This window comes from Paracoccus amoyensis, from assembly GCF_014490725.1.
Lineage (GTDB): Bacteria > Pseudomonadota > Alphaproteobacteria > Rhodobacterales > Rhodobacteraceae > Paracoccus > Paracoccus amoyensis.
Window position 1 is genome coordinate 82,481 of the sequence record NZ_JACOQL010000002.1, and the last position, 23,474, is coordinate 105,954.

Genomic DNA, 23,474 nt, shown 5'->3' on the forward strand with positions numbered 1-23,474 from the left:
AAAGGGCCAATATGCGACTTTATGCCGTTGGCGACATTCACGGACAGATTGACCAGCTGAAAGCCGCGCATGAGCGGATTTTTCGCGATGGCGGCAGCGATGCCCTGATTGCCCATGTCGGCGATCTGCTGGATCGCGGACCGGATTCACGCGGGGTTGTCCAGCATTTGCTGCAAGGGCAGATTGACGGTCGGCGCTGGATCGTTGTGAAGGGCAACCACGACCGCTTTTTGCCAAGGTTCCTGCGCGACCCGGATTGGGTCGATCCGGGGCTGGCTTCGCTTTCGCATTGGCTGGATCATCCGGGGCTTGGAGCGGCGGCGACACTGGCATCCTATGGCGTCGATATCGATCAGCCACAGGCGGATGTGTGGACGCAGGCGCAGGCCGCCGTGCCCCAAAGCCATGCGCAATTTCTGGCGTCCCTGCCGACATATTATCTGCATCCGCTCGCCCTGGTGGTTCATGCGGGGATCAGGCCGGGGGTCGATTTGCAGGATCAGGACGAACAGGATCTGGTCTGGATCCGCAAGGGTTTCCTGGAAAGCACCGATGATTTCGGCCCGCTGGTCGTTCATGGTCATACCGCGTTGGAGACCGCGCAGCATTACGGCAACCGCCTGAACATAGATGGCGGGGCCGGTTATGGACGGCCGCTTTGCGCGGTTGTCATTGAGGACGGGCAGGTCCATCTTCTGACCGATGAGGGGCGCACGCCCCTGCAACCGGAGTGATCTGATGCGTCTTTTTGCGATTGCGGCTATCTGCGCCCTGCCCGTTCTGGCTTCGGCGGATGTGGTCGGCAAGGTCGGGGTCGACTGGGTCGGCAACGATATCATGGTCGAGGCGATCCAGGATCCCAAAGTCAGCGGCATCACCTGCCATCTGGCCTATTTTGACCGCTCGGTCATTGATCGGCTTAGCAACGGGAACTGGTTCGAGGATCCGTCGAACAGTGCCATCGAATGTTCCCAGACGGGGCCGATCACGATCGGGGATATCGACCGCAGCCGTGATGGCGAGGATGTGTTCAGCGAAGGTCGTTCGTTGATCTTCAAATCGCTGCGGGTCAAGCGGATCTATGATGAGCAAAATCAGGTGCTGATCTATCTGGCCCATGCAAATGAAGTGACCGAAGGGTCGGCCAAGATGGCAATCTCGACGGTGCCACTGTTCGATCCCGACCAGCCAGCCGCCGCAGGCAGCAGTCCTGCGACCGAATAAAGCCTTTGCCATTCGCAAGACGGTGGTTTTCTGATCTGGTGGACAGGACCGGAGAAGAGCATTAGAAGGGCCCATTCCGGCCCAATGGGCATTCTTTCTGTGGAAGCGTCATGCAAGGACAGCACCGCGTTGCAAAATACAGCCTTGGACAGGTCGTGCGTCATCGCAACCGGCCTTTCCGTGGTGTGATTTTCGACGTCGATCCTGAATTCGCCAATACCGAAGAATGGTATGATTCCATCCCCGAGGAATCGCGGCCGGACAAAGATCAGCCGTTCTACCATCTTTATGCGGAAACCGAGGCGACCTATTATGTTGCCTATGTATCGGAACAGAATCTTGTTCCAGACGCATCGGGCGAACCGCTGGAACATCCCGAGGTGATGGAAATGTTCGGCGATTTCGAAGATGGGCGCTATCCGCTGGTTTTTCACATGAACTGATCGCGGCGGGCGGTCATGCTGCGAACGGGATGTTGAAGGCCAGAAAATTGCGGCTGCCTTCGCGGTAATAGCAAAGCGCCTGCGTCAAATCCTGTATCAGAAACCAGCCGTAACCGCCTTCGGGCATGTCGGGATGTGCGGCCTCTGGCAGGGTGCGGGGGCGCAGACAATCCTCCGGCAATGATTGTCCGTCATCGGAAACGGCGCAAGCCAATCCCGTTGAGTCGCGCACGATACTGAGATGGATCATCGATGCTGACCGACGCAGACCATCGGTCCGGGACGGAGCCGTATGTTCGGTGATATTGTTCATCACCTCGGCCAGGACCAGTTCCAGGCGCCCGATCGTGTCGTGACTGACATCATCGCCAAAACGCGCACGTATATCAATCAGCGCCTGTCGGACAGCCATGGGATCGGCCTGCATCACGCGGTGGAACATTTTCTGCATCTGTAACGACGGCCGCCCGCCCAGCCCGGCTTTCTGCCGGTCGTGCGGGATCATCAGTCATTCCCCTCAATCGCGATTGCGTTGATCCGAAAAACGCGGTCCATACGGGTCAGGCGGAAAACCCGTTCGACATTGGGCGTTACCCCATCCAGCACAATCGGCAGGTTTTCGGGCAATGCCTTGCGCACCGCGATCATCGCGCCAAGGCCCGAACTGTCCATGAAATCGACGCCCCGCATATCCAGCAGGACAGGTTTTTTGGCCGTCACGACAATGCTGCGCAGCTTATCCTTGAAGCCAGTCGCAATCGCGGCATCAATCCGCGATTCCTGCACCGTAACATGAAGATAGGGGCCGCCGTCAGCGACGATGAACTGCATGCTGATAATCCGATCTGATTGCTTTCCCTTTGGTTACCCGCAAAAGGTTTCCAGTCGGTAAGCGCAGACCCGGATCGCAACAGAAAATCGCGAAAAATTCTAGCGATCTGAGCGCCGACTGACTCGGAACCTGTCGCCGGCAACGGTTCATTTACCCTGATCAAGATCATTTACCCCCGTTGAGAATCGTAGCCAGTTTTACGCGGCCACCCCGCAGATGCCCGACCGTCCGCTGGGCAGGATAAGCGCCCGTTTCTTTGGCAATTATGGCTTTTGTGGGTCCGACTCATCGTGATTGCCGCCCAGAGCTGCGGAACTTTCGTGCATTTCCGGTGCTTCCCCTGTGGACTTCACCAGATCGCGCCTCAATCATTGGCGTTGATGCAGATAGGCGGTGCCGTCCATGTTGAGGGGATGATGGACTATTACAACGAGATGTATTCCGGCGATAAGGTGCGCGAACCCTATGCGCGCCTGAGTGAGTGGGTCGAGACGATGCCGGCGGATTTCCGGCAGATGAAGCAGGCCGAGGCCGAAGAATTGTTTCGGCGGATCGGCATTACCTTTGCCGTCTATGGCGAAGGCGGCGACCCTGACCGTTTAATTCCTTTTGACATGATGCCCCGCGTCTTTGACCAGACCGAATGGCGCAAGCTGGAACGTGGCATCAAGCAGCGTGCCCGTGCATTGAACGCCTTTCTGCGCGACGTTTATGGCCGGGGCGAAATCATCCGCGCCGGGCGTATTCCCGCGCGTCTGGTGTATCAGAACGAGGCCTATGAGAAGGCGGTCGTGGGCGTCGTGCCCCCGCGTGGCGTTTACAGCCATATCATCGGCATTGACCTTGTCCGCACGGGCAAGGACGAATTTTTCGTGCTGGAGGACAACTGCCGCACGCCGTCCGGTGTCAGCTACATGCTGGAAAACCGTGAAATCATGATGCGGATGTTCCCGCAACTGTTCCGCCAGAACCGGATCGAGCCGGTGGACCAATACCCGGAACTGTTGCGCCGCACGCTGGAATCGGTCGCGCCACCGAAATGCAAGGATCGCCCGACCTGTGTGATCCTGACACCGGGCCATTTCAACAGCGCCTATTACGAACACAGCTTCCTTGCCAACCTGATGGGGGTAGAGCTGGTCGAAGGCCAGGATTTGTTCGTCGATGGCGAATTTGTCTATATGCGCACGACGCAGGGGCCAAAGCGCGTGGACGTGATCTATCGCCGCATCGACGATCCGTTCCTTGACCCGTTGTGCTTCCGCACGGATTCGATGCTGGGCGTGCCGGGGTTGATGGATGTCTATCGTTCGGGCGGGGTGTCGATCTGTTCGGCACCGGGCGCGGGCGTGGCGGATGACAAGGCGATCTATACCTTTGTGCCGGAAATGATCCGTTTCTACCTTGGTGAAAAACCGATCCTGAACAACGTCCAGACCTGGACGTTGTGGAAGGATGACGACTACAAGCACGTCATGGCGAACCTGCCCGATCTGGTCGTGAAAGAGGTTCACGGATCAGGCGGCTACGGGATGCTGGTCGGACCGAAATCGACCAAGGAAGAAATCGAGACCTTCCGCAAGAAAGTCGAGGCCAATCCGTCCAATTACATCGCCCAACCGACGCTGGCGCTGTCCACGACGCCGACCTTTGTCGAAGAAGGGATCGCGCCCCGCCATGTGGATCTGCGGCCCTATTGCCTGTGTGGCGACCGGATCGAACTGGTGCCGGGCGGGTTGACGCGCGTTGCGTTAAAGGAAGGCAGCCTTGTCGTCAACTCGTCGCAGGGCGGGGGTGTCAAGGACACCTGGGTCTTGTCGGAATAAGGAAGGGGACAGCCATGCTAAGCCGGACAGCCGCAAACCTCTTCTGGATGGGCCGACATCTGGAACGCGCCGATACCGCAGCACGTCTGCTGGATGTCGGACAGCGGATCACACTGATGCCGAACACCGAGGCAGGCTATCAGAACGAATGGAATTCGCTTCTGCAAGCCTCAGGAACGGCCGATCTGTTCGCCGAAAAATACGGCGACAGCACTGAAGAAAACATTCAGGAGTTTATCTTTTTCGACCGGGACAACCCATCCTCGGTCGCGGCCTGCCTGGAAAAGGCCCGCGAAAGCGGCCGCATCGTGCGCACGGCGCTGACCAGTCAGGTCTGGGACGCGCTGAACATGACCTACCAGGAACTGCGCAAGATGGAGCGGAAGCAGCGGTCCAAACTGGATGCCGCCGCATTGACCGATTTCACGACCGCCAGCACCTCGACCGTGCGCGGCGCCATCAACGCGACTCAGTTGCGCAACGATGGCTGGCATTTCATGAACCTTGGCTATGGCCTGGAACGCGCCGACGCAACCGCGCGATTGTTGGATGTGAAATATTACGTGCTGCTGCCCCGGATCGAATTTGTCGGCTCTGGTCTGGATACCTATCAATGGCAGGTTATCCTGCGGTCGCTGTCGGCGCACCGGTCCTATCACTGGGCCTATGGCGGCGACATCACGGCAGGTCAGGTGGCTGATTTCCTGATCCTGAACGGGGAAAGCCCGCGTTCGCTGCTGACGTCGCTTTACGAATCCGTCTGGAATCTGGAGGGGTTGGCGCGACGCTATGGCGATGCGGTGCCCACCTCGGCCCGCGACAAGGCGCGCGAAAGTTTGGCCAGCCTGCAATCGCGCGATATCGACATGATTTTTGACGAAGGACTGCACGAATTTCTGTCGTGGTTCATCGGTGAAATTGGCGCGATCTCGACCCTTGTTCACGAAGACTATCTGTTGGGAGGGTCGTGACCAATGAAACTGCGGATTACACATCAAACCGTCTATCGCTATGACCATCCGATCCGGAACATCGTGCAAAGCCTGCGCCTGACCCCTTCGCTGTTCGAGGGGCAGAAAACGCATGACTGGCAGATCGACGTGGCTGATGGAATCAAAGGCCCCAGCTTCCGCGATGGCGCGGGCGACTGGATCGAAGGCTGGACCGTTCGCGGCCCGGCGGATCAGGTTGTCATCACCGTGACCGGCAGGGTCGAAACCCGCGATACGGCAGGCGTGCTGCGCGGTTATCGTGAACAGATCAATCCGTTGGCCTATCTGCGCAGCACCCCCGCCACAAAACCCGATGCGGCTTTGCGGGAACTGGCGCAACATGTCACGGGCGAACGCGACCAGCTGGATCTGTCGCATCAGCTTTCGGCGCTGGTGACCGACAAGATTGCCTATACTCCCGGCGTGACGGAAGCGGCCACCACCGCAGCCGATGCGCTGAAACTGGGTCAGGGTGTGTGTCAGGATCATGCGCAGGTGCTGATCGCCGTTGCCCGTCTTCGCGATCTGCCCGCACGCTATGTGTCAGGCTATCTGCACAGCACCGAGGATGGTGAGCCTCATGATGCGGCCCATGCCTGGGCGGAAATCCATGTGGACGGTCTTGGCTGGATCGGGTTCGATGCCGCCAATCGCTGCTGCCCGGATGAACGCTATGTCCGGCTTGGTTCGGGGCTGGATGCGTCTGACGCGGCGCCCATCCGCGGCATCGCCGCCGGACAAAGCGCCGAGGAAATGGATGTCGCGGTGCGGGTTGAAGAAATCGAGAAGTTTCAGGCGCAAAGCCAGTCGCAGACGTGACGAGGGGAAACGAGGTGCTGTTTTTCACCGTCAAACGCCGCAATGACCTGTCGCTAGATCACATGGCCGACCCGCATTTTGATCGGCCACGCGACCTGTCGTGCCTGTTCGGGATCGCCCCAGAGCGCCGAAAATTCGGCAGCGAAGCTGTCCAGAACCAATTGCTGATCGGCCTCGATCGCGCGCCTGACGGCCGACCATGTGGCCAGGTAGCCCATGACATCCGCTAACCGCCATGTCAGCCTGATGGACAGGTCGGGTGTGGGTATTTCAGCAAAGGGGAAATCAATTCCGGCATAGCCTTCATCGACCAGTTTACGTTCCGGCGGCCAGAAGGGGCCGATGTCATCGCGATAAAACCGGGCAAAGCGCTGCGCCAGTTCGGGATCGTCGATCTGCAGAACGCCATAACTGATCAGGGCGATAACGGCATTGGGGGCGGCGATCCGGCGCGCCTCGGCGTAGAAGGCGGGACGGTCGAACCAATGGGCGGCTTGCGCGGCTGTGATCAGATCCGTGCTGTGATCTGCGACCGGCAATGCCTCGGCTGATGAACAGATATAGCCGATCCGGGGATGAGAGGTTGCGTTTTCGATCTGATCGCCGCTTGGGTCCAGCCCGATTACGCCCGCGAAATGCCGTGCCAGCTGTGCGGTCAGTTGACCGCTGCCACAGCCGACATCCACCGCCTGTCTGGTGGATGGCGCGATTTGCGCCAGCCAATCCGACAGATCGGGCGGGTAGTCGGGACGAAACCGGGCATAGGCCCTGCCGTTTCGATCAAACCAGTTCGTCATCTCTGCCCGCCCCTTACAGCATCAGGCGATATCGGGCAAAGCCGTCATCGCCGGCGAAACTGCCATCCGCATGGCCAATCGCTTCGATCTGCGGGCCCTTGATCTGGTCCACATAGACCACCCCGGCAGGACCGCTGTCAAACAGCGCGGTCGCCCCATCCAGCGGCTGAAACGACCAGTTGGCATCCGCTTCGGGGTCAATCGTTCCCTGTTCGATGATATAGCGCACGATCACATCGCGATTGGTGTCCGGCCCTTCGAACACGATCGTGCTGCCATCGTTGCCGGGGAAAGACCCGCCCCCTTCGGCCCGGTAATTGTTGGTCGCGACGATGAATTCCGCCGCCGGGTCGATGGGCTGGCCGTTGAATTGCAGGTCCACGATCCGGTTCGCATCGGGTGCCGCAACCGCACCGTCCTTGTCGAACCGTGATGGTTGCGACAGGTCGATGCGATAGGTCACCCCGTCGATCACATCGTAATTATAGCTGGGGAAATCGGGGTTCAGGAGCATCTGATCGGCCTGCCCCGGCGTGATCTGGTTGAACGCACCGGCGCTGCGTTCCAGCCAGTCCTTGACCTGCGCGCCTGTGATTTTCACCGCCCGGATCGTGTTGGGATACAGATAAAGGTCGGCGACGTTCTTGATGGCGATATCGCCTGCCGGTACGTCGGTGTAATAGTCCGGACCACCGCGCCCCCCGGCCTTGAACGGTGCTGCCGCCGACAGGATCGGCAGTTCGGCATAGGCCGTACCTTGCATCATCTGGGCGATATACCATTTCTGCGCGTTCGACACGATCTGGACCGAGGGGTCATCGGCCACCAGCGCGAAATAGCTGTAAAGCGGGGCCGAGGTCTTGCCGACGGGACGGCGGACATATTCCAGCGTGGCTTCATGTTCGGCCCCCACACTCTCCTGAACCGCCGCCACGCTTTCGACCAGCGGGATCACATTGCGATCCGCATCGCGTTCATAGATCGGGCGTGCCTCGGATGTATGGTTGAGGACTGTCCAGCGATCGCCCTGCCGCTCCAGCAGCAGGTCGATCAACCCCATATGAGAGCCCCAGAACCCCGCCATCACGCCGGGCTTGCCGCCGATCGTGCCGGCCGCGTTATCGACGCCTTCGGTGCCGTCGAAATCAGGTCCGGGAAAGACCAGATGCGCATGACCGGTCAGGATCACGTCGATCCCGTCGACGCCGGCCAGCGGAATGGCGGCGTTTTCCATGCCGGGCTCATGCGTTGCGGCCCCGATCCCTGAATGGCACAGCGCCACAACCAGATCGACACCTTCCGCCCGCAGCTTGGGCACCCATGCCTGCGCGGCCTGAACGATGTCCCGGGCGGTGGCCTGCCCTTCCAGATGCTTGCGGTCCCATTGCGTGATCTGGGGCGGAACGAAGCCGATGATGCCAATGCGGATCGGATGCGTGTCCCCCGCGCCATCGGTCAATTCGCGATCCAGAACCAGATAGGGCGGGATCAGGGTTTCATCCTGATCGGGCGTTGCCCCTTCACGCGTCACGACATTGGCACAGACCAGCGGGAATGCGGCTCCCGCCAGCGTGTGTTTCAGAAATTCCAGCCCATAGTTGAATTCGTGGTTGCCCAGCGTGCCGCCGTCAACGCCGACCGCGTTCATGGCGGTGATGACCGGGTGCATCTGTCCATTGGCCATGCCACGTTCGTAGGCGATGTAGTCGCCCATCGGGTTGCCTTGCAGGAAATCACCATTATCCAGCAGGATCGAATTTCCGGCCTCGGCCCGGATTGCCTTGATCAGCGCGGCGGTGCGGGCAAGGCCGACAGTATCGACGGGTTTGTCGGCATAGTAGTCATAGGGCCAGATATGCACGTGCAGATCGGTCGTTTCCATGATCCGCAGATGCGCCTGCCCGGCCTGTGCCCGCGCCGCAAACGGGTGCAGCATGGCCAGCCCCAAACCGGCGGCACCCGCCTGCAAGATCCCTCGACGCGTGATCGAAAACAGCGGGCCCATCCATCTCTCCTTCATGATCTGGACGGATCATGCCCCTATCGTGGACTGATTGCGACCCCTGATCAACTCATCACGCGATGGAATTGCCGCAAGCAAAGATGCTATCATTCCTGCCGAAAAGGATTGATTGCGGCAACCAGACGCGATGCTTAGGTTGCACGCAGTTTTTTACGGGATTCCCGATGACCTATTGTGTCGGATTGAAATTGAACGCGGGTTTTGTGCTGTTGTCGGATACGCGCACCAATGCGGGTCTGGACAACATTGCAACCTATCGCAAGATGTTCCTGTTTCAGGAACCCGGCGAGCGTGTCGTGGCGATCATGACCGCCGGTTCCCTGTCGGTGACGCAGACCACGCTGGCGCGTCTGGATGAGGCCGTGAACGATGACATGGCTGACGAAACCACCTCTGTCATGAAGGCGCCGACGATGTTGCAGGTTGCCAGCATCATCGGCCACACCCTGTCGAATACACGACGCGAGATTGTGGGCCAGATGCGCGACTTCAACCAGCAAGCGTCGGCCAGCATGATCGTTGCCGGGCAGCGCAAGGGCGGGGATATGCGGATGTTCCTGATCTATCCCGAGGGCAATTTCATCGAGGCGACGGACGACACGCCCTATCTGCAAATTGGTGAGCATAAATACGGCAAGCCGATCCTTGACCGCGTGGTGACGCCCGCAACATCGCTTGCAGATGCGCAAAAGGCGGTGTTGCTGTCGATGGATTCGACGCTGCGATCCAACCTGTCGGTCGGGATGCCGCTGGATCTGACGATCATCGAAAAGGACGCCTGCACTGTCACAGCGCAGCGTCGGATTCTGGAAGGCGATCCCGATTTCATGGAAATGAGCGCGGCATGGTCCGCAGCCCTGCGCGAGAGTTTCGTCAAGGTGACGATCTAGCGATCCAGTTCTACCGCCGCCAGTTCGGCGATATGCAGATCGATGGCGGCATCGGGATCGTCGTCGCCAAGATACCAGGCGGCCGATAGCCCGGTCCAGGCCAGGATCCATCGCAACAATCGTTCAGGCTGCAATCGGGCTGCATCGCTGACCACGCTCAGGCGGTGGGCAAAGACACCCGGCAGCGTGGCGACCGGGCGCGATGGATCACTCAGATCGGGATTGGTGAAGATATTCGCGAAATCGAAAGTCCGTTCCCCGATGATGTGCTTGGGATCGATCGCCAGCCAGCCGCGCGCGCCGAAATCCAGCACGTTGTCATGGTGCAGATCGCCATGCAGCGGCGTGATCTGGTGCTGGTCAGCCAGCAATTCACGGGCAACCTGATGGCTACGGACAAGGATTCCGCCATATCTTTCCGCGGCGGGCTGCAATTCGCGAAACCAGACCGTCAGCGGGGTCAGATCGGGGGCCGGCTTGTTGCGCGGGCGGTGCAGCTGATCCGCCGTCGCGCACAGAATCCGGCTGGCCTCATCATCCTGTCCGTTTCGGGCCATGTCCGCCAGATTGCGGCCGTCCAGGGCGCGTTCCATCAGCAAGGCGTCGGCGTCACGGGCATAGACGCGCGCCGCGCCCTGCCCGTCCCACCATGCCAGCAAGGCCCCACCCTGCCGCTCCTCCTCTTCATGCGCGATCTTCAGCATCGCCGGACGCCCGTCCGAAAGGACAGGCAACAGGTTCGCTGCATGGGTCGCGATCGGATCGCCGTCAGGTGTCAGGTTCCAACGCAGCAGATGGGCGTGAAACATCGCGGGAAACGTCACTGCGCGGGCACGCCTGACTGCCACTGATTCCAGTTCGTCACGATATCGGTCACGACAACCGCGCCAACCGCATGGATATTCTGCAGTGTTTCATCAAATCCGCCTGCGGTTTCGCCCGGCTTGGGGTCCAGATGCGCCAGCGTGGATTCATCCGGGTTGCCCTGATCGAAGTTCACCGCGCCACGCAAACTCATGATCCGATCGGTGCCGTGCAGACGACCGATCACCTGCGCAAGGGCGGCGGCCTCCATTTCCGTGATCACGTAATCATCTGCCTGATACAGATCGGCGATATATTGGGCCTCGGCGGACAGGCCGGGACCATGAAAGAACGTGTCCCCCGTCATATGCGTGCCGGTGCCGACAACGGGTGCGCCCTTGGCAACCGCATCGGGATAACGTTGACGATAGGTTTGGGCGCTGTCGGAATCAGCCAGCGGCACATCGCGGCTGATCGCAAAGGCGCGCGCGGTCAGGGCCGGGTTCAGCTGGAACAGGCGTACATCTTCATACCCCTTGCGCGGCATGAACAGCGGATCGCCTGCGGGCACCTCGCCCTCGGCCCAGCGATGGCCAAGGTCATAGTCGATCAACCACGATCCCCAGAACACCGACCCGATGGTGCCACGCGATGGCGGCGTTCCAGCAACGCCCGTCAGCAGATAATAGCTTTGCGAAAAGTCAAAGGCCGGGTTCAGCAGGATCGCCATCATGGACGAGGACGATGCGACCTTGCCCATCCCCAGAACCGCACCGCACACCCCATCATCGTTGCAGAATACCGGATGCGTGGCACCCCGAACCTCGATCGGGGTGGCGTCCTTCCAATAGTCATCGAACCAATACTGAAACTCACCCGCGCGGTCGCCGGTATTTTCGCCTATCTCGAACATCGAGGCGATGAAAACCTTGACCTTGATCGGTTCCGGTTGGGCAAAAGCAGGCGCAGTCGCGGCAAGAAGAAGCAGCAAGGCAGTCCGAAGGATACGCATGGCCAGTGTGATTTCCATGAATGTTGAGGATAGGGCCCCGACAAGCACATAAAAACGGGCCGTCTTGCACATTAGGCGATCCGGCGGGCGGCGTCACGCCCCGTGCTCATCAATCCTGATATCGGACAGCTTCAAACAAAGCTGCAAAAACATATCCACGAAAGCCCGTTGAGGCCAATGGCACCGACGGGTTAAACATATGCTTATGGGATTCAGGGAGGGGTTTCGATGAACGACAAGACACGCCGCGGCGCACGCGTCACGCCCGAAGAGGCGCTGGCCTATCATAAAGAGCCGCGTCCGGGGAAATACGATATCGTCGCCTCGAAATCCATGACCACGCAGCGCGACCTGTCGCTGGCCTATTCGCCCGGCGTGGCGGTGCCGGTGCAGGTGATCGCCGAACATCCCGAAGCGGCTTACGACTATACGACCAAGGGGAACATGGTCGCGGTCATCTCGAACGGGACGGCGATTCTTGGGCTGGGCAATCTGGGGGCGCTGGCCTCCAAGCCGGTGATGGAGGGCAAGGCCGTCCTGTTCAAACGCTTTGCCGATCTGAACGCCATCGATATTGAACTGGACACCGAAGACGCCGATGAATTCATCAACGCGGTCCGCCTGATGGGCCCGACATTCGGCGGGATCAACCTGGAAGATATCAAGGCGCCCGAATGTTTCATCATCGAACAGCGCCTGAAAGAGATGATGGACATTCCGGTCTTTCATGACGACCAGCACGGCACGGCGGTGATTTGCGCCGCTGGCCTGCTGAACGCGCTGGAACTGTCCGGCAAGAAAATCGAGGACGTGAAGATCGTCCTGAACGGTGCAGGTGCTGCGGGCATCGCCTGTCTGGAACTGCTGAAATCCATGGGGGCGCAGCATGACAATTGCATCATGTGCGACACCAAGGGCGTGATCTATCAGGGCCGCACCGAAGGCATGAACCAGTGGAAATCGGCCCATGCGGTGAAAACCGATCTGCGCACATTGGAAGAGGCGATGAAGGGCTGCGACGTTTTCCTTGGCGTGTCGGCCAAGGGCGCAGTGACGCAGGATATGGTGATGGGAATGGCCGATAATCCGGTCATTTTCGCCATGGCCAACCCCGATCCTGAAATCACCCCCGAGGATGCCCATGCCGTCCGGCCCGATGCCATCGTGGCCACCGGACGCAGCGACTATCCCAATCAGGTGAACAATGTCCTTGGCTTCCCCTATCTGTTCCGGGGCGCGCTGGACGTACATGCCCGCGCCATCAACGACGAGATGAAGATCGCCTGCGCCGAGGCGCTGGCAAAACTGGCGCGCGAGGACGTGCCGGACGAGGTTGCCGCCGCCTATGGCCGCAAGCTGCAATTCGGGCGTGACTACATCATCCCGACGCCGTTCGATCCGCGCCTGATCCACGTCGTGCCGCCCGCCGTCGCCAGGGCCGGGATGGAGACCGGCGTCGCCCGCAGGCCGATCGAGGATATGGCCGCCTATACCCAATCTTTGCGCAACCGCATGGACCCGACCGCAGCGATCCTGCGCAGCATCCATGCGCGAGCAAAGCAAAAGCAAGCGCGGATGATCTTTGCCGAAGGCGATGATCCCCGCATCCTGCGCGCCGCCGTGGCGTGGCAGCGTCAGGGCATGGGGCAAGCCATCGTCGTCGGCCGCGAAAGCGACGTTAAGGAAAAGCTGGAATCCGCAGGCCTTACCGATGCCGTCCGAGAGTTGATGGTCGTGAACGCGGCCAATTCGCGTCATATGGACGCCTATCACCAGTTCCTTTATTCGCGCCTGCAACGTCAGGGAGTCGACCGCGAAGATGCCGAGCGTTCGGCCAATCGCGACCGCCACGTCTTTGCCGCCCTGATGCTGGCCCATGGGCATGGCGACGGGCTTGTCACCGGCGCGACCCGCAAAAGCGCGCATGTGCTGTCCGAAATGGGCAAGGTCTTTGACCTGCGGCCGCAAGATGGTGCCGTTGGCGTCACCGCCGTTTTGCACCGGGGCAAGATCGTCCTGATCGGCGACACGCTGGTCCATGAATGGCCCGAGGCCGAGGATCTGGCCGATATCGCCATGCGCGGCGCTCAGGTCGCTCGTGGTCTGGGGCTGGAGCCGCGTGTGGCATTCCTGTCGTTTTCAAACTTCGGCTATCCGCTGAGTGAACGTGCGATCAAGATGGCCGAGGCGCCCAAGGTGCTGGATAAACGCGGCGTCGATTTCGAATATGAAGGCGAAATGACCGTGGACGTTGCGTTGAACATGGACTCCGCCGCACGCTATCCGTTCAGCCGCCTGACCGGTCCGGCGAATGTGCTGGTCGTCCCGGCGCGGCATTCGGCCTCGATCTCGGTCAAGTTGATGCAGGAAATGGCGGGGGCGACGGTGATCGGCCCGATCCTGACCGGCGTGCCGCAGGCGATCCAGATCTGTTCGACCACCTCGACCGTGAACGACATTCTGAACATGGCGGCAATTGCGGCGGGTGGATTGGGGCAGGTGAAGTAGGGGCGCGGGACAGCGCCCTTATCCTTCACCGAACAATTCCCCGCGGTCGACCTGCTTCTGCCTGTCGCGGAAGCGGGCGCGGTCGGCGTCAGAGTATTCGCCCATGCAGCGGTGGCAGCTGACGCCCAGTTCATATTCCGGGCGCTGCTTGTCGGTATCTGACAGCGGACGGCGGCAGGCGTGGCACAGATCATGGCTGCCCTGCTTCAACCCGTGTCCAAGGCTGACGCGCTTGTCAAAGACGAAGCATTCTCCCTGCCATTTGCTGTCTTGCTCTGGCACGTCCTCAAGATATTTCAGGATGCCGCCTTTCAGGTGAAAGACATCCTCGACCCCTTGGGACAGCAGATAGTTCGTCGATTTTTCGCAGCGGATCCCGCCGGTGCAGAACATCGCGATCCGCTTGTTGTGAAAACGATCCTTGTTGTCCTGCCACCAGGCCGGGAAGTCGCGGAAACTGCGGGTGCCGGGATCAATGGCGCCGTCAAAGGTGCCGATCTCGACCTCGTAATCGTTGCGGGTGTCGATGACGGCAACATCAGGGGCGCTGATCAGGTCATTCCAATCCCGCGCATCGACGTAATGCCCGACCGAGGCTGTCGGGTCCACGTCGGGCTGCCCCATGGTGACGATTTCCTGCTTCAGGCGGACCTTCATCTTGCCAAAGGGCATCGTCTCGGCGCTGCTTTCCTTCCAGTCCAGATCGGCGCATCCCGGCAATGAACGGATATGGGCCAGCACGGCGTCGATCCCCTGACGGGTTCCGGCGATCGTGCCATTGATCCCTTCACGCGCCAGCAACAGCGTGCCGCGCACACCATGGGCGCAGGCGACCTTGGCCAGCGGACCGCGCAAGGCATCGGGATCGGGGAATCGGGTGAAATGATAAAGGGCGGCGACTGTCAGCATGCGCAGGCGCATACGGCGATGCGCGGGATATGTCCAGTTATGCCTGCATTTCGCCGCCTTAGGACGCAAAAATCCTATCCATGTCGGCAAATCCCTTTACCTCGATCGGGTTTCCGGATGGATCACGGAAGAACATCGTCGCCTGCTCACCCGGTTCGCCCTGAAAGCGCAGGCTTGGCGGAATGACGAACTGGACATCGTGCTGTCGCAGGCGGTCAGCCAGTGCCTTCCAATCCTGCAGGGTCAGGACGACGCCCAGATGGGGCATGGGCACAAGGTGATCGCCAACCTTGCCCGTCGCCCGCGTCTCAAAAGGCTCGCCCAGATGCAGCGAGATTTGATGGCCGAAGAAATCGTAATCCACCCATGTGTCGGTCGATCGCCCCTCGGTGCAGCCAAGGATGGCGCCATAGAACTGTCGCGTCGTATCCAGATCGCGGACGTTATAGGCAAGGTGAAACGGGGTCAGCATGGGGGGCTCTTTTGTCAATAAAGGAAGCCCCTGCGACGCCAGCGCCGCAGGGGCCGGGTTCGTCACCCGAAGGTAATGCCAAGCGCGATGCCACCAAGCAGATAGATGAACATCGTGATCAGCACGATGCCAACAAGGTTCAGCACAAAACCGCCCCGTGCCATTTGCCCGATGGTGACGGCGCCGGTGCCGAAGACGATGGCATTCGGCGGCGTGCCAACCGGCAGCATGAAAGCGCAGGTCGCGCAAATGCCGCCGGGATCAGCAGCGCCATCGGATCGGCGCCGATACCAACCGCAACACCCCCAAGGATCGGGATGAAGGTCGCGGCGGTGGCGGTGTTCGACGTGATCTCGGTCAGGAACAGGATGATGGTCGTCACCGCGGCGACCAGAAGGATCGGCGTCAGCGCACCCAAACCCTGCACCTGCTGGCCGAACCACTGGTCCAGACCGCTGGCCGCGACCGCACCGGCAAGACTGAGACCGCCACCGAACAGCAGCAGCACGCCCCAAGGCAGACCTTCTTCGGCGTCTTTCCAGTCCAAAACCATCTTGGTCTTGCCCTTGCCCGGCAGGATGAACAGGAAGATCCCTGCCGCAATCGCGATGGCGGTATCGTCAAGATTACTGAACACCCCAAGGTTCATCCCGGTCAGGCTGGTCAACAATCCGGGCACGACCCACAGGAACGCGGCCGAGGCAAAGACGATCATCACCATCCGTTCACCCTGACTGACAGGGCCAAGGGCGGCGATTTCATCCTCGATCATTTGCTGGCCGCCCGGAACTTCGTTCAGGTCAAACCGAAACAGCAGGTTCACCAGCAGGAACCACGCGATCAGGATAAAGACCAGCGCCAGTGGCAGGCCGATCATCATCCATTGCAGAAAGCCAATCTCTCGGCCCAGCTCATCCGCGACATAGCCCGCAACGATGGCATTGGGCGGGCTGCCCAGCAATGTGCCAAGACCGCCGATGGTGGCGGACCATGCAATCGAAAGCACAAGGCAAATCCCGAATTTTCGGATATTGGGGTCTTCGACAATCTGGCTGATGGTGCCGACTGCGCCGATCTGGTCGCCCGCCTCGGCACCCTGATCGGTGTGATGGCTGCGTTCGATCACCAGCGTCAGGATCGACAGGCCGATGGGCAGCATCATCAGCGTGGTGGCCGTATTCGACACCCACATTGACAGAAAACCCGTCGACAGCATCATCCCCAGAATGATGCGCTTTGGCTGCACACCGACGCGATGCAGCGTCAGCAGCGCGATGCGGCGATGCAGGTTCCACTTCTCCATCGCAATGGCGATCAGAAAACCGCCCAGAAACAGAAAGACGATGGAACTGGCATAAGGGGCGGTCGCCTCGGACACGGTGCGGGCGGTGAAGGCAGGCAACAGCACGATCGGTAAAAGCGACGTGGCAGACAGCGGAATCGCCTCGGTCATCCACCAGATCGCCATCAAGGTTCCAACCGCCGCCACGAAGCGCGCGTCAGATGACAGCCCCTCTGATCCGCCCAGAAGCAGCCAGACCAGCAAGGCCATGATCAGACCCAGGGCCCGAAAGCCCCAGATTGTGCGCGCGGACCTGTTCAGTTCCTCCTCGGCCAACTCTCCTTGTTGATGAAAATCATCATTCAAACTCATGCCGTTCCTCCCCGCGATGAATTTGCTTATAGCTGATACAGTGTTGCTACGCTAACTTCCCTTGGGGTTAAGCGCCACTACCCAAAGACGAATTGGCAATATTCGGTCGCCACAGGCATTGACCCCGGCCCGCGCAATTTCTACCCATTGTGAACCTGTTACGGAGTCAGGCATGAACCGCGCACTGATCGTGATCGACATGCAGAACGATTTCTGCCCCGGCGGCGCCTTGGCCGTGGCGGGCGGGGATGAGATCGTTCAGCCCATCAATGCGCTGATGGGCCAGTTCGATGCGGTCGTCCTGACGCAGGATTGGCATCCGGCGGATCACGCCAGCTTCGCAGACAATCACCCCGGTGCGGTTCCGTTCAGCGTGATCGACATGCCCTATGGCCCGCAGGTTCTGTGGCCCGCGCATTGCGTGATCGACAGCACGGGAGCAGATTTCCACGCCGGGCTTGATCTGTCGCGCGCCGATATGGTGATCCGCAAAGGCTTTCGCCCGCAGGTCGACAGCTATTCGGCCTTTTTCGAGAATGACCACGAAACGCCGACCGGGCTTGCTGGTTATCTGCGCGAACGCGGCCTGAATGACCTGAGCTTTGTCGGTCTTGCCCATGATTTCTGCGTCGCTTGGAGCGCGATCGACGCAGCCCGGCAAGGCTTCACCGCAACCGTGATCGAAGGCGCAACCCGCGCCATCGACCTTGATGGCAGCCGCGACCGTGCCCGCACCGACATGCGCGCCGCCGGTGTCAATCTGGAGTAATCGTAAATGGTCGATATCGCCACGCGCGTCTATAATCACAAATGGAAGATCGACCCGATCGTGCGGTCGCTGATCGACACCGATTTCTATAAACTGCTGATGTGCCAGTCGGTGTTCCGGAACCGGCCCGATACCAATGTCACCTTCAGCCTGATCAATCGGTCAAAAAATATTCGCCTGGCCGATCTGATCGACGAGGGCGAGCTGCGCGAACAGCTGGACCATGTCCGCGGCCTGTCCCTGACCCGCGGTGAAAGCACATGGCTGCGCGGCAACACCTTTTACGGCAAGCGCCAGATGTTCCGGCCGGATTTCATGGAGTTTCTGGAGGGGCTTCGCCTGCCCGCCTATCAGCTTGAAAAGCGCGACGGCCAGTATGAACTGACCTTCGAGGGCAAATGGCCCGAAGTCATGCTGTGGGAAATTCCGGCGCTGGCGATCCTGATGGAGCTGCGATCCCGTGCCGTGCTGAAGGATATGGGCCGGTTCGAATTGCAGGTTCTGTATGCCCGCGCGATGACCCGCCTTTGGGAAAAGATCGAAGCCCTGCGCAAGCTGCCGGATCTGCTGATCGCGGATTTCGGCACCCGTCGCCGCCACAGCTTTCTGTGGCAGGACTGGTGCGTGCAGGCGATGATGGAGGGTTTGGGGGATCGGTTTACAGGCACCTCGAACTGTCTGATCGCCATGCGTCGCGACATCGAGGCGATTGGCACCAACGCCCATGAATTGCCGATGGTCTATGCCGCGCTGGCCGACAGCGATCAGGAATTGCGGCAAGCGCCGTATGAGGTTCTGGCCGACTGGCACGAAGAACATGACGGCAATCTGCGGATCATCCTGCCCGACACCTATGGCACCAAGGGCTTTCTGAAACATGCCCCCGATTGGCTGGCGGGCTGGACCGGCATCCGCATCGACAGCGGTGATCCGGCCGAATACGCGGAAATCGCGATCAAATGGTGGCAGGACCGGGGTGAAGATCCGCGTCAGAAGCTGATCATCTTCTCGGACGGGCTGGATGTGGAGAATATCGTGTCGCTTTACAACCAGTTCCATGGACGGGTGAAAGTCAGCTTTGGCTGGGGCACGCTGCTGACAAATGATTTCCGTGATCTGGTGCCCGATAACGGGTTGGCGCCGTTCAGTCTGGTCTGCAAGGCGGTCGCGGCAAACGGTCGGCCGACGGTCAAACTGTCGGACAATCCTGGCAAGGCCACAGGTCCGGCGGATGAGGTTGAACGCTACAAACATGTCTTCGACATCGGCCAACAGATCGAGCGGGAAGTCATCGTCTGACTGCGGGGGCCTAAACCCCGGTCAGCGCCAGAATAAGCACGCAAATCGCCATCCCGATCAGTGCCGTCGCGGGCACCGTCACCAGCCATGCCGCGGTGATCGTGGTCACGTGGCTGCGCCGGATCAGGATCCTGCGGCGGGTTTCATCCGCCGGCATGGCGTCGCGATCCTGCGCCCGCTTGCGGTCCAGCCATTCGCGGGTAAAGCCCACACCGAAAATGCCGCCAATCGCCACATGGGTCGTTGACACCGGCAAGCCGAACCATGTGGCCAGCAGAACCGTTCCCGCCGTCGCAAGGGATACGCAAAAGGCACGGCCCGCATTCAGTTTGGTAATCCCGCTGCCGACCATTTCAACCAGACGACGCCCGAACAGCACCGTGCCCAGCCCGATTGTGACGCCCGCACCCAAAAGCGCGACCAGCGGCACCGTGACAAGATGTTCCGACGTGGCGTTGTTCAGGATCACCGAAAACGGCCCGGCGACATTGGCGACATCATTCGCGCCATGCGCAAAGCCCAGCATCACGGCGGACATGACCAAAGCGGGGCGCAGGATCTTTTTCGTGCTGATCTTGCCACCGATGATGTCCAGTTCATCGCGCAATCTGTTCGATGTGATCCATCCGCCGACAAGAGCGGCCACGATGCCCATGGGAACCGCCATCGCACCGTGCATATATGGCCGCGCCAACAGAGCCAGATAGGCGGTAAAGGCCCCGGTCATCACGCCGACCATCACCGGCAGCCAAATGCGGGCGGCCCTGCCCTTATCCTCGGCCTCCAGCACCCGGCGGCGCAGGAATATCAGGATTGCCCCCGCAATCGCGCCCGACACAAAGGGCGTGATGACCCAGGCCACCGCGATCAGCGACAGCGTTCCCCAATGGATCGCGCCAAAGCCAAGCGCCGCCAGCCCTGCCCCGGCGATGCCCCCCACGATCGAGTGAGAGGTTGATACAGGCAGCCCGATTCCTGTCGCCATGGTGATCCAGACCGCCGCCGCCAGCAGCGCCGACAGCATGACGAATTGCGCGCGCGCGCCGGATGCCAGCAGGTTCGGGTCAAAAATGTCGCTTGCCAACCGCTCGGTCACGCTGCCGCCTGCCAGGGCCGCACCGGCGATCTGCGCCACCGCAACCAACAACAATCCCGGCAGCATCCGGATTGCTCCGGCACCGACCGCCGGACCAAGCGAGTTCGCCACATCGTTGGAGCCGATTGAAATTCCAAGCCACGCGGCAACGATCAGCCCGGCACCAAGCGCGGTATGCCGCGTCTCATATCCCGTCAGCGGGATGAACAGGATCAGGATGATGACAAAGACCAGCACCGCCAGACCAAGCCACCTTATCGGACGAAAGGCATGGGCCTGCGCAACCTCGGTATGCGTGATCCGTCCAAGATCCTTGTCCAGCGTATGATAACTGCGCCGTCTGTTTACCATGGCCGATGCAAACCTACGATCATTCAGGCCGTCGAGCCACTGACCCGATGCCGATTGACCGTCGCAGAGGTGATATTCGCATCGGGGCTTTGACCGCGCGACAGGCCAAGCAGAATTTGTTTCAGGCCGGGTTCGCGCACACGTTGCGCGGCCTCGACAGGTGAAAACCATTGCCGGTTGCGCTGATCATCCTCGGGGAAGGTTTCGGCCAGCGACGATACGTTCAGCACAAAGACCCGCACTTCCACGGGAACGGAAAATCCGCTGTCCTGATCCTTGTCATAGCTGTAACGGCCAAGCTCGGCATGATTGATCTGCCCCCTGACGCCAGCCTCTTCCCATGCCTCCTGTTCGGCCGCGCGGGCCAAGGTTCGCCCCGCCATCGGCCAGCCCTTGGGAATAACCCAACGGCCCGTCCCACGGCTGGTAATCAGCAGAACCTTGCCCGTGTCCCCATCAAGACACAGCGCCGCAACCTGCATCGACACAGGGCGGCGTCCCAACAACAAACTCATAAATCTGAAAACTGCCTTCATTCCTCGGCGTCCACTCTGCCTCTGCCTGCCTTCACCTCACCGCGTATCGTTTTTGCTTTTAGCCTGCGGCGCTGGCTGCCCAATGTCGGGCGCGTGGCGATCCGTCGCTTGGGGGCAACGGTTGCCCGACGAATTAGTTCCGCCAGTCTTTCCCGCGCAAGTTCGCGATTGCGCGCCTGACTGCGGGTTTCCTGCGACAGAATGATGATCGCCCCATCACCCGTCCAGCGCCGCCCCGCAAGCCGCTGCAGACGGCGCTTTACCGGCTCTGACAGATTTGGCGAACGCTCGGCCTCGAACCGCAGTTCTACGGCTGTCGCGACCTTGTTCACATTCTGCCCACCCGGCCCTTGCGCGCGGGTGAATTGTTCGGAAAGTTCCCACTCCTCGATAGCGATTTCGTCAGTAATATATAACATTCTACAAAATATGGGCCGTTTCGCGCTCAAATAAAGTAAATTCGTTTAACAACACATAAATTTCGTCCGAAAAAACACGAAAGCAAACGCACAATCTGGAAAAGCCGTTCGCAATCTTGCCGACCGCGCCCCTGCCGGCACAGACAAGGTTGTATTTTCCGGGCGAATTGATAGCGCTGCGATAAAATTTGCGCAGAAAGGAACGTGCTGATGAACACAAGTGATCAGCTGGGCTACCGCGACATTACCTGTTTCAAGGCCTATGACGTTCGCGGAGAGTTGGACAAGGATCTTGACCCCGACATCGCCTATCGGATCGGTCGCGCCTTTGCGCAGATTCGTCAGGCCCGGCGCGTCGTGGTTGGCCGCGACAGCCGCGAAAGTTCGCCCCAACTGGCCAATGCGTTGATCCGCGGGCTGACCGATGGTGGCGCTGATGTTCTGGATCTTGGGCTTGCGGGAACAGAGGAAGTCTATTTCCACACCGGGCGTCAGAATACGGATGGCGGGATCGAGGTGACGGCATCCCATAACCCGATCAATTACAATGGCATGAAGATCGTGGGCAAAGGGTCGGCCCCGCTGGACCCCGCCACTGAAATTCCGCCCATTATTGACCTTGCACAGTCCGGCAATTTCGCACCGGTCGCGAAAAAGGGCGATGTGATCGATTTCAGCGGCGCACGCGCCGATTATGCCAAGGCCATGGTCGATTTCGTCGATATCGGCGCATTGCACCCGATGAAGATCGTGGTCAATGCAGGCAACGGGACCGCCGGGCCCACCTTTGACGCGATTGCCCGGGAATTACTGGCCCGCGGTGCGCCACTGGAATTTCTGCGCATGCATCACGAGGTCGATTCCCGTTTTCCCAATGGCATCCCAAACCCGTTGCTGGATGAAAACCAGCCGCCAACCGCCGCCAAGGTCAAAGCGGAAAACGCCGATCTGGGCATCGCCTGGGATGGTGATTTCGACCGCTGCTTTTTCTTTGATGAAAACGGCCGGTTTATCCCCGGCGAATATATCGTCGGCCTGCTGGCCGCCGCCTTCCTTGAGAAGTCGCCGGGGGAAAAGATCGTCCACGATCCCCGCGTCGTGCTGAACACGCGTGCCATGATCGCCGAAGCAGGCGGCGAGGCGGTGGTCAGCAAAACCGGCCACGCCTTCATCAAACGCAAGATGCGCGATTCCGGCGCGATTTATGGCGGCGAGATGTCGGCCCACCACTATTTCCGCGACTTCTATTTCTGCGACAGCGGCATGATCCCGTGGCTGCTGATGGTCGAGCTATTGTCGCGCAAAGGAAAGACCCTGGCCGAGCTGCTGTCCGAGCGGATCCGGCTTTACCCGTCCTCGGGCGAAAAGAACTATGTCATCGACGACCCGGACGCCGCTATTGCGCGGGTGATCGGCAGATATGAGGGACAGGCCGACAGCCGGGATGATCTGGACGGAGTGTCACTTCGCTTCAGCAACTGGCGCTTCAACCTGCGCAAGTCGAATACCGAGCCGCTGGTGCGCCTGAACGTGGAATCCGAAGGTGACGCGGCGCTGGTTCAAGAGAAACAGACCGAACTGGCCAATTTATTGAAAGGATAGATTCATGACCCGAATTTGCATTGTACGAAAAGGCGATGGCAGAATCTTTGAAGATGTGACGATCAACCCTGATGGCTCCGCCATTGTTAACGACAACGGTGCGCCCGTCGTTATCCCGCACGGTGACTATGAAGAAATTCCATGTCCGGCGCGTGAGCCTGACAATGACACACCTGGATTCTAGCCCCACCTTCAAA

The 23,474-nt window shown here is 60.0% G+C and carries 25 protein-coding genes; 12 read left to right on the forward strand and 13 right to left on the reverse strand.

Going from position 1 to position 23,474, the window contains the following annotated elements:
* The first annotated feature begins 11 nt into the window (after positions 1–11).
* The 3 genes from H4P12_RS05275 to hspQ all read left to right on the forward strand — a co-directional run bounded on the left by H4P12_RS05275 (position 12) and on the right by hspQ (position 1,667).
* Positions 12–734: a metallophosphoesterase gene (locus H4P12_RS05275; RefSeq protein WP_187792578.1), complete on the forward strand. Its 723-nt coding sequence runs from the start codon at positions 12–14 to the stop codon at positions 732–734.
* A 4-nt stretch (positions 735–738) separates the two neighbouring features.
* Entirely contained in the window at positions 739–1,224 is a 486-nt protein-coding gene (locus tag H4P12_RS05280) for a CreA family protein (RefSeq protein WP_187792579.1), read from the forward strand.
* Positions 1,225–1,334: 110 nt separating this feature from the next.
* The gene (gene hspQ, locus H4P12_RS05285) at positions 1,335–1,667 is read left to right on the forward strand and encodes a heat shock protein HspQ (RefSeq protein ID WP_187792580.1); all 333 of its coding nucleotides are present in this window, start codon (positions 1,335–1,337) and stop codon (positions 1,665–1,667) included.
* Between the two features lie 13 nt (positions 1,668–1,680).
* Here hspQ and H4P12_RS05290 read toward each other — a convergent pair whose 3' ends face one another.
* Both H4P12_RS05290 and H4P12_RS05295 read right to left on the reverse strand, forming a co-directional pair.
* Positions 1,681–2,172, reverse strand: coding sequence for an ATP-binding protein (locus H4P12_RS05290; protein WP_187792581.1), 492 nt, complete (start codon positions 2,170–2,172; stop codon positions 1,681–1,683).
* A complete protein-coding gene (locus H4P12_RS05295) occupies positions 2,172–2,498 on the reverse strand; it encodes an STAS domain-containing protein (protein WP_187792582.1) in 327 nt (108 codons plus the stop codon). The genes H4P12_RS05290 and H4P12_RS05295 overlap by 1 nt, the downstream gene beginning before the upstream one ends.
* A 414-nt stretch (positions 2,499–2,912) precedes the next feature.
* Between H4P12_RS05295 and H4P12_RS05300 the strand changes: the two genes are divergently transcribed.
* From H4P12_RS05300 to H4P12_RS05310, 3 genes are read left to right on the forward strand one after another with little or no spacing between them, the layout of a single operon-like run.
* Positions 2,913–4,325 carry a circularly permuted type 2 ATP-grasp protein gene (locus H4P12_RS05300; RefSeq protein ID WP_187793312.1) on the forward strand — a complete coding sequence of 471 codons (1,413 nt, stop codon included), beginning with the start codon at positions 2,913–2,915 and terminating at the stop codon, positions 4,323–4,325.
* A gap of 14 nt (positions 4,326–4,339) precedes the next feature.
* A complete protein-coding gene (locus H4P12_RS05305; RefSeq protein WP_187792583.1) occupies positions 4,340–5,296 on the forward strand; it encodes an alpha-E domain-containing protein in 957 nt (318 codons plus the stop codon).
* Between the two features lie 3 nt (positions 5,297–5,299).
* Positions 5,300–6,136: a transglutaminase family protein gene (locus H4P12_RS05310; protein ID WP_187792584.1), complete on the forward strand. Its 837-nt coding sequence runs from the start codon at positions 5,300–5,302 to the stop codon at positions 6,134–6,136.
* Positions 6,137–6,189: 53 nt separating this feature from the next.
* Here H4P12_RS05310 and H4P12_RS05315 read toward each other — a convergent pair whose 3' ends face one another.
* Positions 6,190–6,933 carry a class I SAM-dependent methyltransferase gene (locus H4P12_RS05315; protein ID WP_187792585.1) on the reverse strand — a complete coding sequence of 248 codons (744 nt, stop codon included), beginning with the start codon at positions 6,931–6,933 and terminating at the stop codon, positions 6,190–6,192.
* 13 nt (positions 6,934–6,946) lie between these two features.
* Positions 6,947–8,938 (reverse strand): bifunctional 2',3'-cyclic-nucleotide 2'-phosphodiesterase/3'-nucleotidase, encoded by a 1,992-nt coding sequence (locus H4P12_RS05320; protein ID WP_187792586.1) that lies wholly within the window; start codon positions 8,936–8,938, stop codon positions 6,947–6,949.
* Positions 8,939–9,120: 182 nt separating this feature from the next.
* On the opposite strand from H4P12_RS05320, the gene H4P12_RS05325 reads away from it, so the two are divergent.
* Positions 9,121–9,846 (forward strand): Ntn hydrolase family protein, encoded by a 726-nt coding sequence (locus H4P12_RS05325; RefSeq protein ID WP_187792587.1) that lies wholly within the window; start codon positions 9,121–9,123, stop codon positions 9,844–9,846.
* On the opposite strand, the gene H4P12_RS05330 is transcribed toward H4P12_RS05325, so the two are convergent.
* Positions 9,843–10,670 carry an aminoglycoside phosphotransferase family protein gene (locus tag H4P12_RS05330; protein ID WP_343069768.1) on the reverse strand — a complete coding sequence of 276 codons (828 nt, stop codon included), beginning with the start codon at positions 10,668–10,670 and terminating at the stop codon, positions 9,843–9,845. The genes H4P12_RS05325 and H4P12_RS05330 overlap by 4 nt on opposite strands.
* Positions 10,667–11,662: a purine-nucleoside phosphorylase gene (locus H4P12_RS05335; RefSeq protein ID WP_246448966.1), complete on the reverse strand. Its 996-nt coding sequence runs from the start codon at positions 11,660–11,662 to the stop codon at positions 10,667–10,669. The genes H4P12_RS05330 and H4P12_RS05335 overlap by 4 nt, the downstream gene beginning before the upstream one ends.
* Before the next feature lie 228 nt (positions 11,663–11,890).
* Between H4P12_RS05335 and H4P12_RS05340 the strand changes: the two genes are divergently transcribed.
* Positions 11,891–14,170 carry an NADP-dependent malic enzyme gene (locus H4P12_RS05340; protein ID WP_187792589.1) on the forward strand — a complete coding sequence of 760 codons (2,280 nt, stop codon included), beginning with the start codon at positions 11,891–11,893 and terminating at the stop codon, positions 14,168–14,170.
* Positions 14,171–14,188: 18 nt separating this feature from the next.
* Here the strand turns inward: H4P12_RS05340 and trhO are convergent, their stop codons facing one another.
* From trhO to H4P12_RS05355, 4 genes are all read right to left on the reverse strand, one after another.
* Positions 14,189–15,079 carry an oxygen-dependent tRNA uridine(34) hydroxylase TrhO gene (gene trhO / locus H4P12_RS05345; protein ID WP_187793314.1) on the reverse strand — a complete coding sequence of 297 codons (891 nt, stop codon included), beginning with the start codon at positions 15,077–15,079 and terminating at the stop codon, positions 14,189–14,191.
* Between the two features lie 58 nt (positions 15,080–15,137).
* The gene (locus H4P12_RS05350; RefSeq protein WP_187792590.1) at positions 15,138–15,551 is read right to left on the reverse strand and encodes a VOC family protein; all 414 of its coding nucleotides are present in this window, start codon (positions 15,549–15,551) and stop codon (positions 15,138–15,140) included.
* Positions 15,552–15,613: 62 nt separating this feature from the next.
* Positions 15,614–15,751: a hypothetical protein gene (locus H4P12_RS18995; RefSeq protein ID WP_343069792.1), complete on the reverse strand. Its 138-nt coding sequence runs from the start codon at positions 15,749–15,751 to the stop codon at positions 15,614–15,616.
* A complete protein-coding gene (locus H4P12_RS05355) occupies positions 15,691–17,205 on the reverse strand; it encodes an SLC13 family permease (protein WP_223115721.1) in 1,515 nt (504 codons plus the stop codon). Before H4P12_RS05355 ends, H4P12_RS18995 begins: the two co-directional genes overlap by 61 nt.
* Before the next feature lie 172 nt (positions 17,206–17,377).
* Between H4P12_RS05355 and pncA the strand changes: the two genes are divergently transcribed.
* Together pncA and pncB are read left to right on the forward strand one after the other, a co-directional pair.
* Positions 17,378–17,974 carry a bifunctional nicotinamidase/pyrazinamidase gene (pncA, locus tag H4P12_RS05360; protein ID WP_187792591.1) on the forward strand — a complete coding sequence of 199 codons (597 nt, stop codon included), beginning with the start codon at positions 17,378–17,380 and terminating at the stop codon, positions 17,972–17,974.
* A 6-nt stretch (positions 17,975–17,980) separates the two neighbouring features.
* The gene (pncB, locus tag H4P12_RS05365; RefSeq protein ID WP_187792592.1) at positions 17,981–19,273 is read left to right on the forward strand and encodes a nicotinate phosphoribosyltransferase; all 1,293 of its coding nucleotides are present in this window, start codon (positions 17,981–17,983) and stop codon (positions 19,271–19,273) included.
* 10 nt (positions 19,274–19,283) lie between these two features.
* On the opposite strand, the gene H4P12_RS05370 is transcribed toward pncB, so the two are convergent.
* From H4P12_RS05370 to arfB, 3 genes are read right to left on the reverse strand one after another with little or no spacing between them, the layout of a single operon-like run.
* Positions 19,284–20,720, reverse strand: coding sequence for an inorganic phosphate transporter (locus tag H4P12_RS05370; RefSeq protein ID WP_187792593.1), 1,437 nt, complete (start codon positions 20,718–20,720; stop codon positions 19,284–19,286).
* Between the two features lie 23 nt (positions 20,721–20,743).
* Positions 20,744–21,235 (reverse strand): NUDIX hydrolase, encoded by a 492-nt coding sequence (locus tag H4P12_RS05375; RefSeq protein ID WP_343069769.1) that lies wholly within the window; start codon positions 21,233–21,235, stop codon positions 20,744–20,746.
* Between the two features lie 17 nt (positions 21,236–21,252).
* Positions 21,253–21,675: an alternative ribosome rescue aminoacyl-tRNA hydrolase ArfB gene (arfB, locus tag H4P12_RS05380; protein ID WP_187792595.1), complete on the reverse strand. Its 423-nt coding sequence runs from the start codon at positions 21,673–21,675 to the stop codon at positions 21,253–21,255.
* A 210-nt stretch (positions 21,676–21,885) separates the two neighbouring features.
* On the opposite strand from arfB, the gene H4P12_RS05385 reads away from it, so the two are divergent.
* Both H4P12_RS05385 and H4P12_RS05390 read left to right on the forward strand, forming a co-directional pair.
* Complete coding sequence (locus tag H4P12_RS05385; RefSeq protein ID WP_187792596.1) at positions 21,886–23,277, forward strand: phosphohexomutase domain-containing protein; 1,392 nt, start codon at positions 21,886–21,888, stop codon at positions 23,275–23,277.
* 4 nt (positions 23,278–23,281) lie between these two features.
* Positions 23,282–23,461: a hypothetical protein gene (locus tag H4P12_RS05390; protein ID WP_187792597.1), complete on the forward strand. Its 180-nt coding sequence runs from the start codon at positions 23,282–23,284 to the stop codon at positions 23,459–23,461.
* Positions 23,462–23,474 lie beyond the last annotated feature (13 nt).

Coding starts and splice junctions, on each gene's coding strand:
- H4P12_RS05385 (WP_187792596.1), top strand. CDS start 21,886: ATGAACACAAGTGATCAGCTGGGCTACCGCGACATTACCTGTTTCAAG.
- H4P12_RS05315 (WP_187792585.1), bottom strand. CDS start 6,933: ATGACGAACTGGTTTGATCGAAACGGCAGGGCCTATGCCCGGTTTCGT.
- H4P12_RS05280 (WP_187792579.1), top strand. CDS start 739: ATGCGTCTTTTTGCGATTGCGGCTATCTGCGCCCTGCCCGTTCTGGCT.
- H4P12_RS05320 (WP_187792586.1), bottom strand. CDS start 8,938: ATGGGCCCGCTGTTTTCGATCACGCGTCGAGGGATCTTGCAGGCGGGT.
- H4P12_RS05350 (WP_187792590.1), bottom strand. CDS start 15,551: ATGCTGACCCCGTTTCACCTTGCCTATAACGTCCGCGATCTGGATACG.
- H4P12_RS05275 (WP_187792578.1), top strand. CDS start 12: ATGCGACTTTATGCCGTTGGCGACATTCACGGACAGATTGACCAGCTG.
- arfB (WP_187792595.1), bottom strand. CDS start 21,675: ATGTTATATATTACTGACGAAATCGCTATCGAGGAGTGGGAACTTTCC.
- H4P12_RS05390 (WP_187792597.1), top strand. CDS start 23,282: ATGACCCGAATTTGCATTGTACGAAAAGGCGATGGCAGAATCTTTGAA.
- H4P12_RS05340 (WP_187792589.1), top strand. CDS start 11,891: ATGAACGACAAGACACGCCGCGGCGCACGCGTCACGCCCGAAGAGGCG.
- H4P12_RS05300 (WP_187793312.1), top strand. CDS start 2,913: ATGATGGACTATTACAACGAGATGTATTCCGGCGATAAGGTGCGCGAA.
- H4P12_RS05290 (WP_187792581.1), bottom strand. CDS start 2,172: ATGATCCCGCACGACCGGCAGAAAGCCGGGCTGGGCGGGCGGCCGTCG.
- pncA (WP_187792591.1), top strand. CDS start 17,378: ATGAACCGCGCACTGATCGTGATCGACATGCAGAACGATTTCTGCCCC.
- H4P12_RS05305 (WP_187792583.1), top strand. CDS start 4,340: ATGCTAAGCCGGACAGCCGCAAACCTCTTCTGGATGGGCCGACATCTG.
- H4P12_RS05310 (WP_187792584.1), top strand. CDS start 5,300: ATGAAACTGCGGATTACACATCAAACCGTCTATCGCTATGACCATCCG.
- pncB (WP_187792592.1), top strand. CDS start 17,981: ATGGTCGATATCGCCACGCGCGTCTATAATCACAAATGGAAGATCGAC.
- H4P12_RS05335 (WP_246448966.1), bottom strand. CDS start 11,662: ATGCGTATCCTTCGGACTGCCTTGCTGCTTCTTCTTGCCGCGACTGCG.
- H4P12_RS05355 (WP_223115721.1), bottom strand. CDS start 17,205: ATGAGTTTGAATGATGATTTTCATCAACAAGGAGAGTTGGCCGAGGAG.
- H4P12_RS05370 (WP_187792593.1), bottom strand. CDS start 20,720: ATGGTAAACAGACGGCGCAGTTATCATACGCTGGACAAGGATCTTGGA.
- H4P12_RS05325 (WP_187792587.1), top strand. CDS start 9,121: ATGACCTATTGTGTCGGATTGAAATTGAACGCGGGTTTTGTGCTGTTG.
- H4P12_RS05375 (WP_343069769.1), bottom strand. CDS start 21,235: ATGAGTTTGTTGTTGGGACGCCGCCCTGTGTCGATGCAGGTTGCGGCG.
- hspQ (WP_187792580.1), top strand. CDS start 1,335: ATGCAAGGACAGCACCGCGTTGCAAAATACAGCCTTGGACAGGTCGTG.
- H4P12_RS05295 (WP_187792582.1), bottom strand. CDS start 2,498: ATGCAGTTCATCGTCGCTGACGGCGGCCCCTATCTTCATGTTACGGTG.
- trhO (WP_187793314.1), bottom strand. CDS start 15,079: ATGCTGACAGTCGCCGCCCTTTATCATTTCACCCGATTCCCCGATCCC.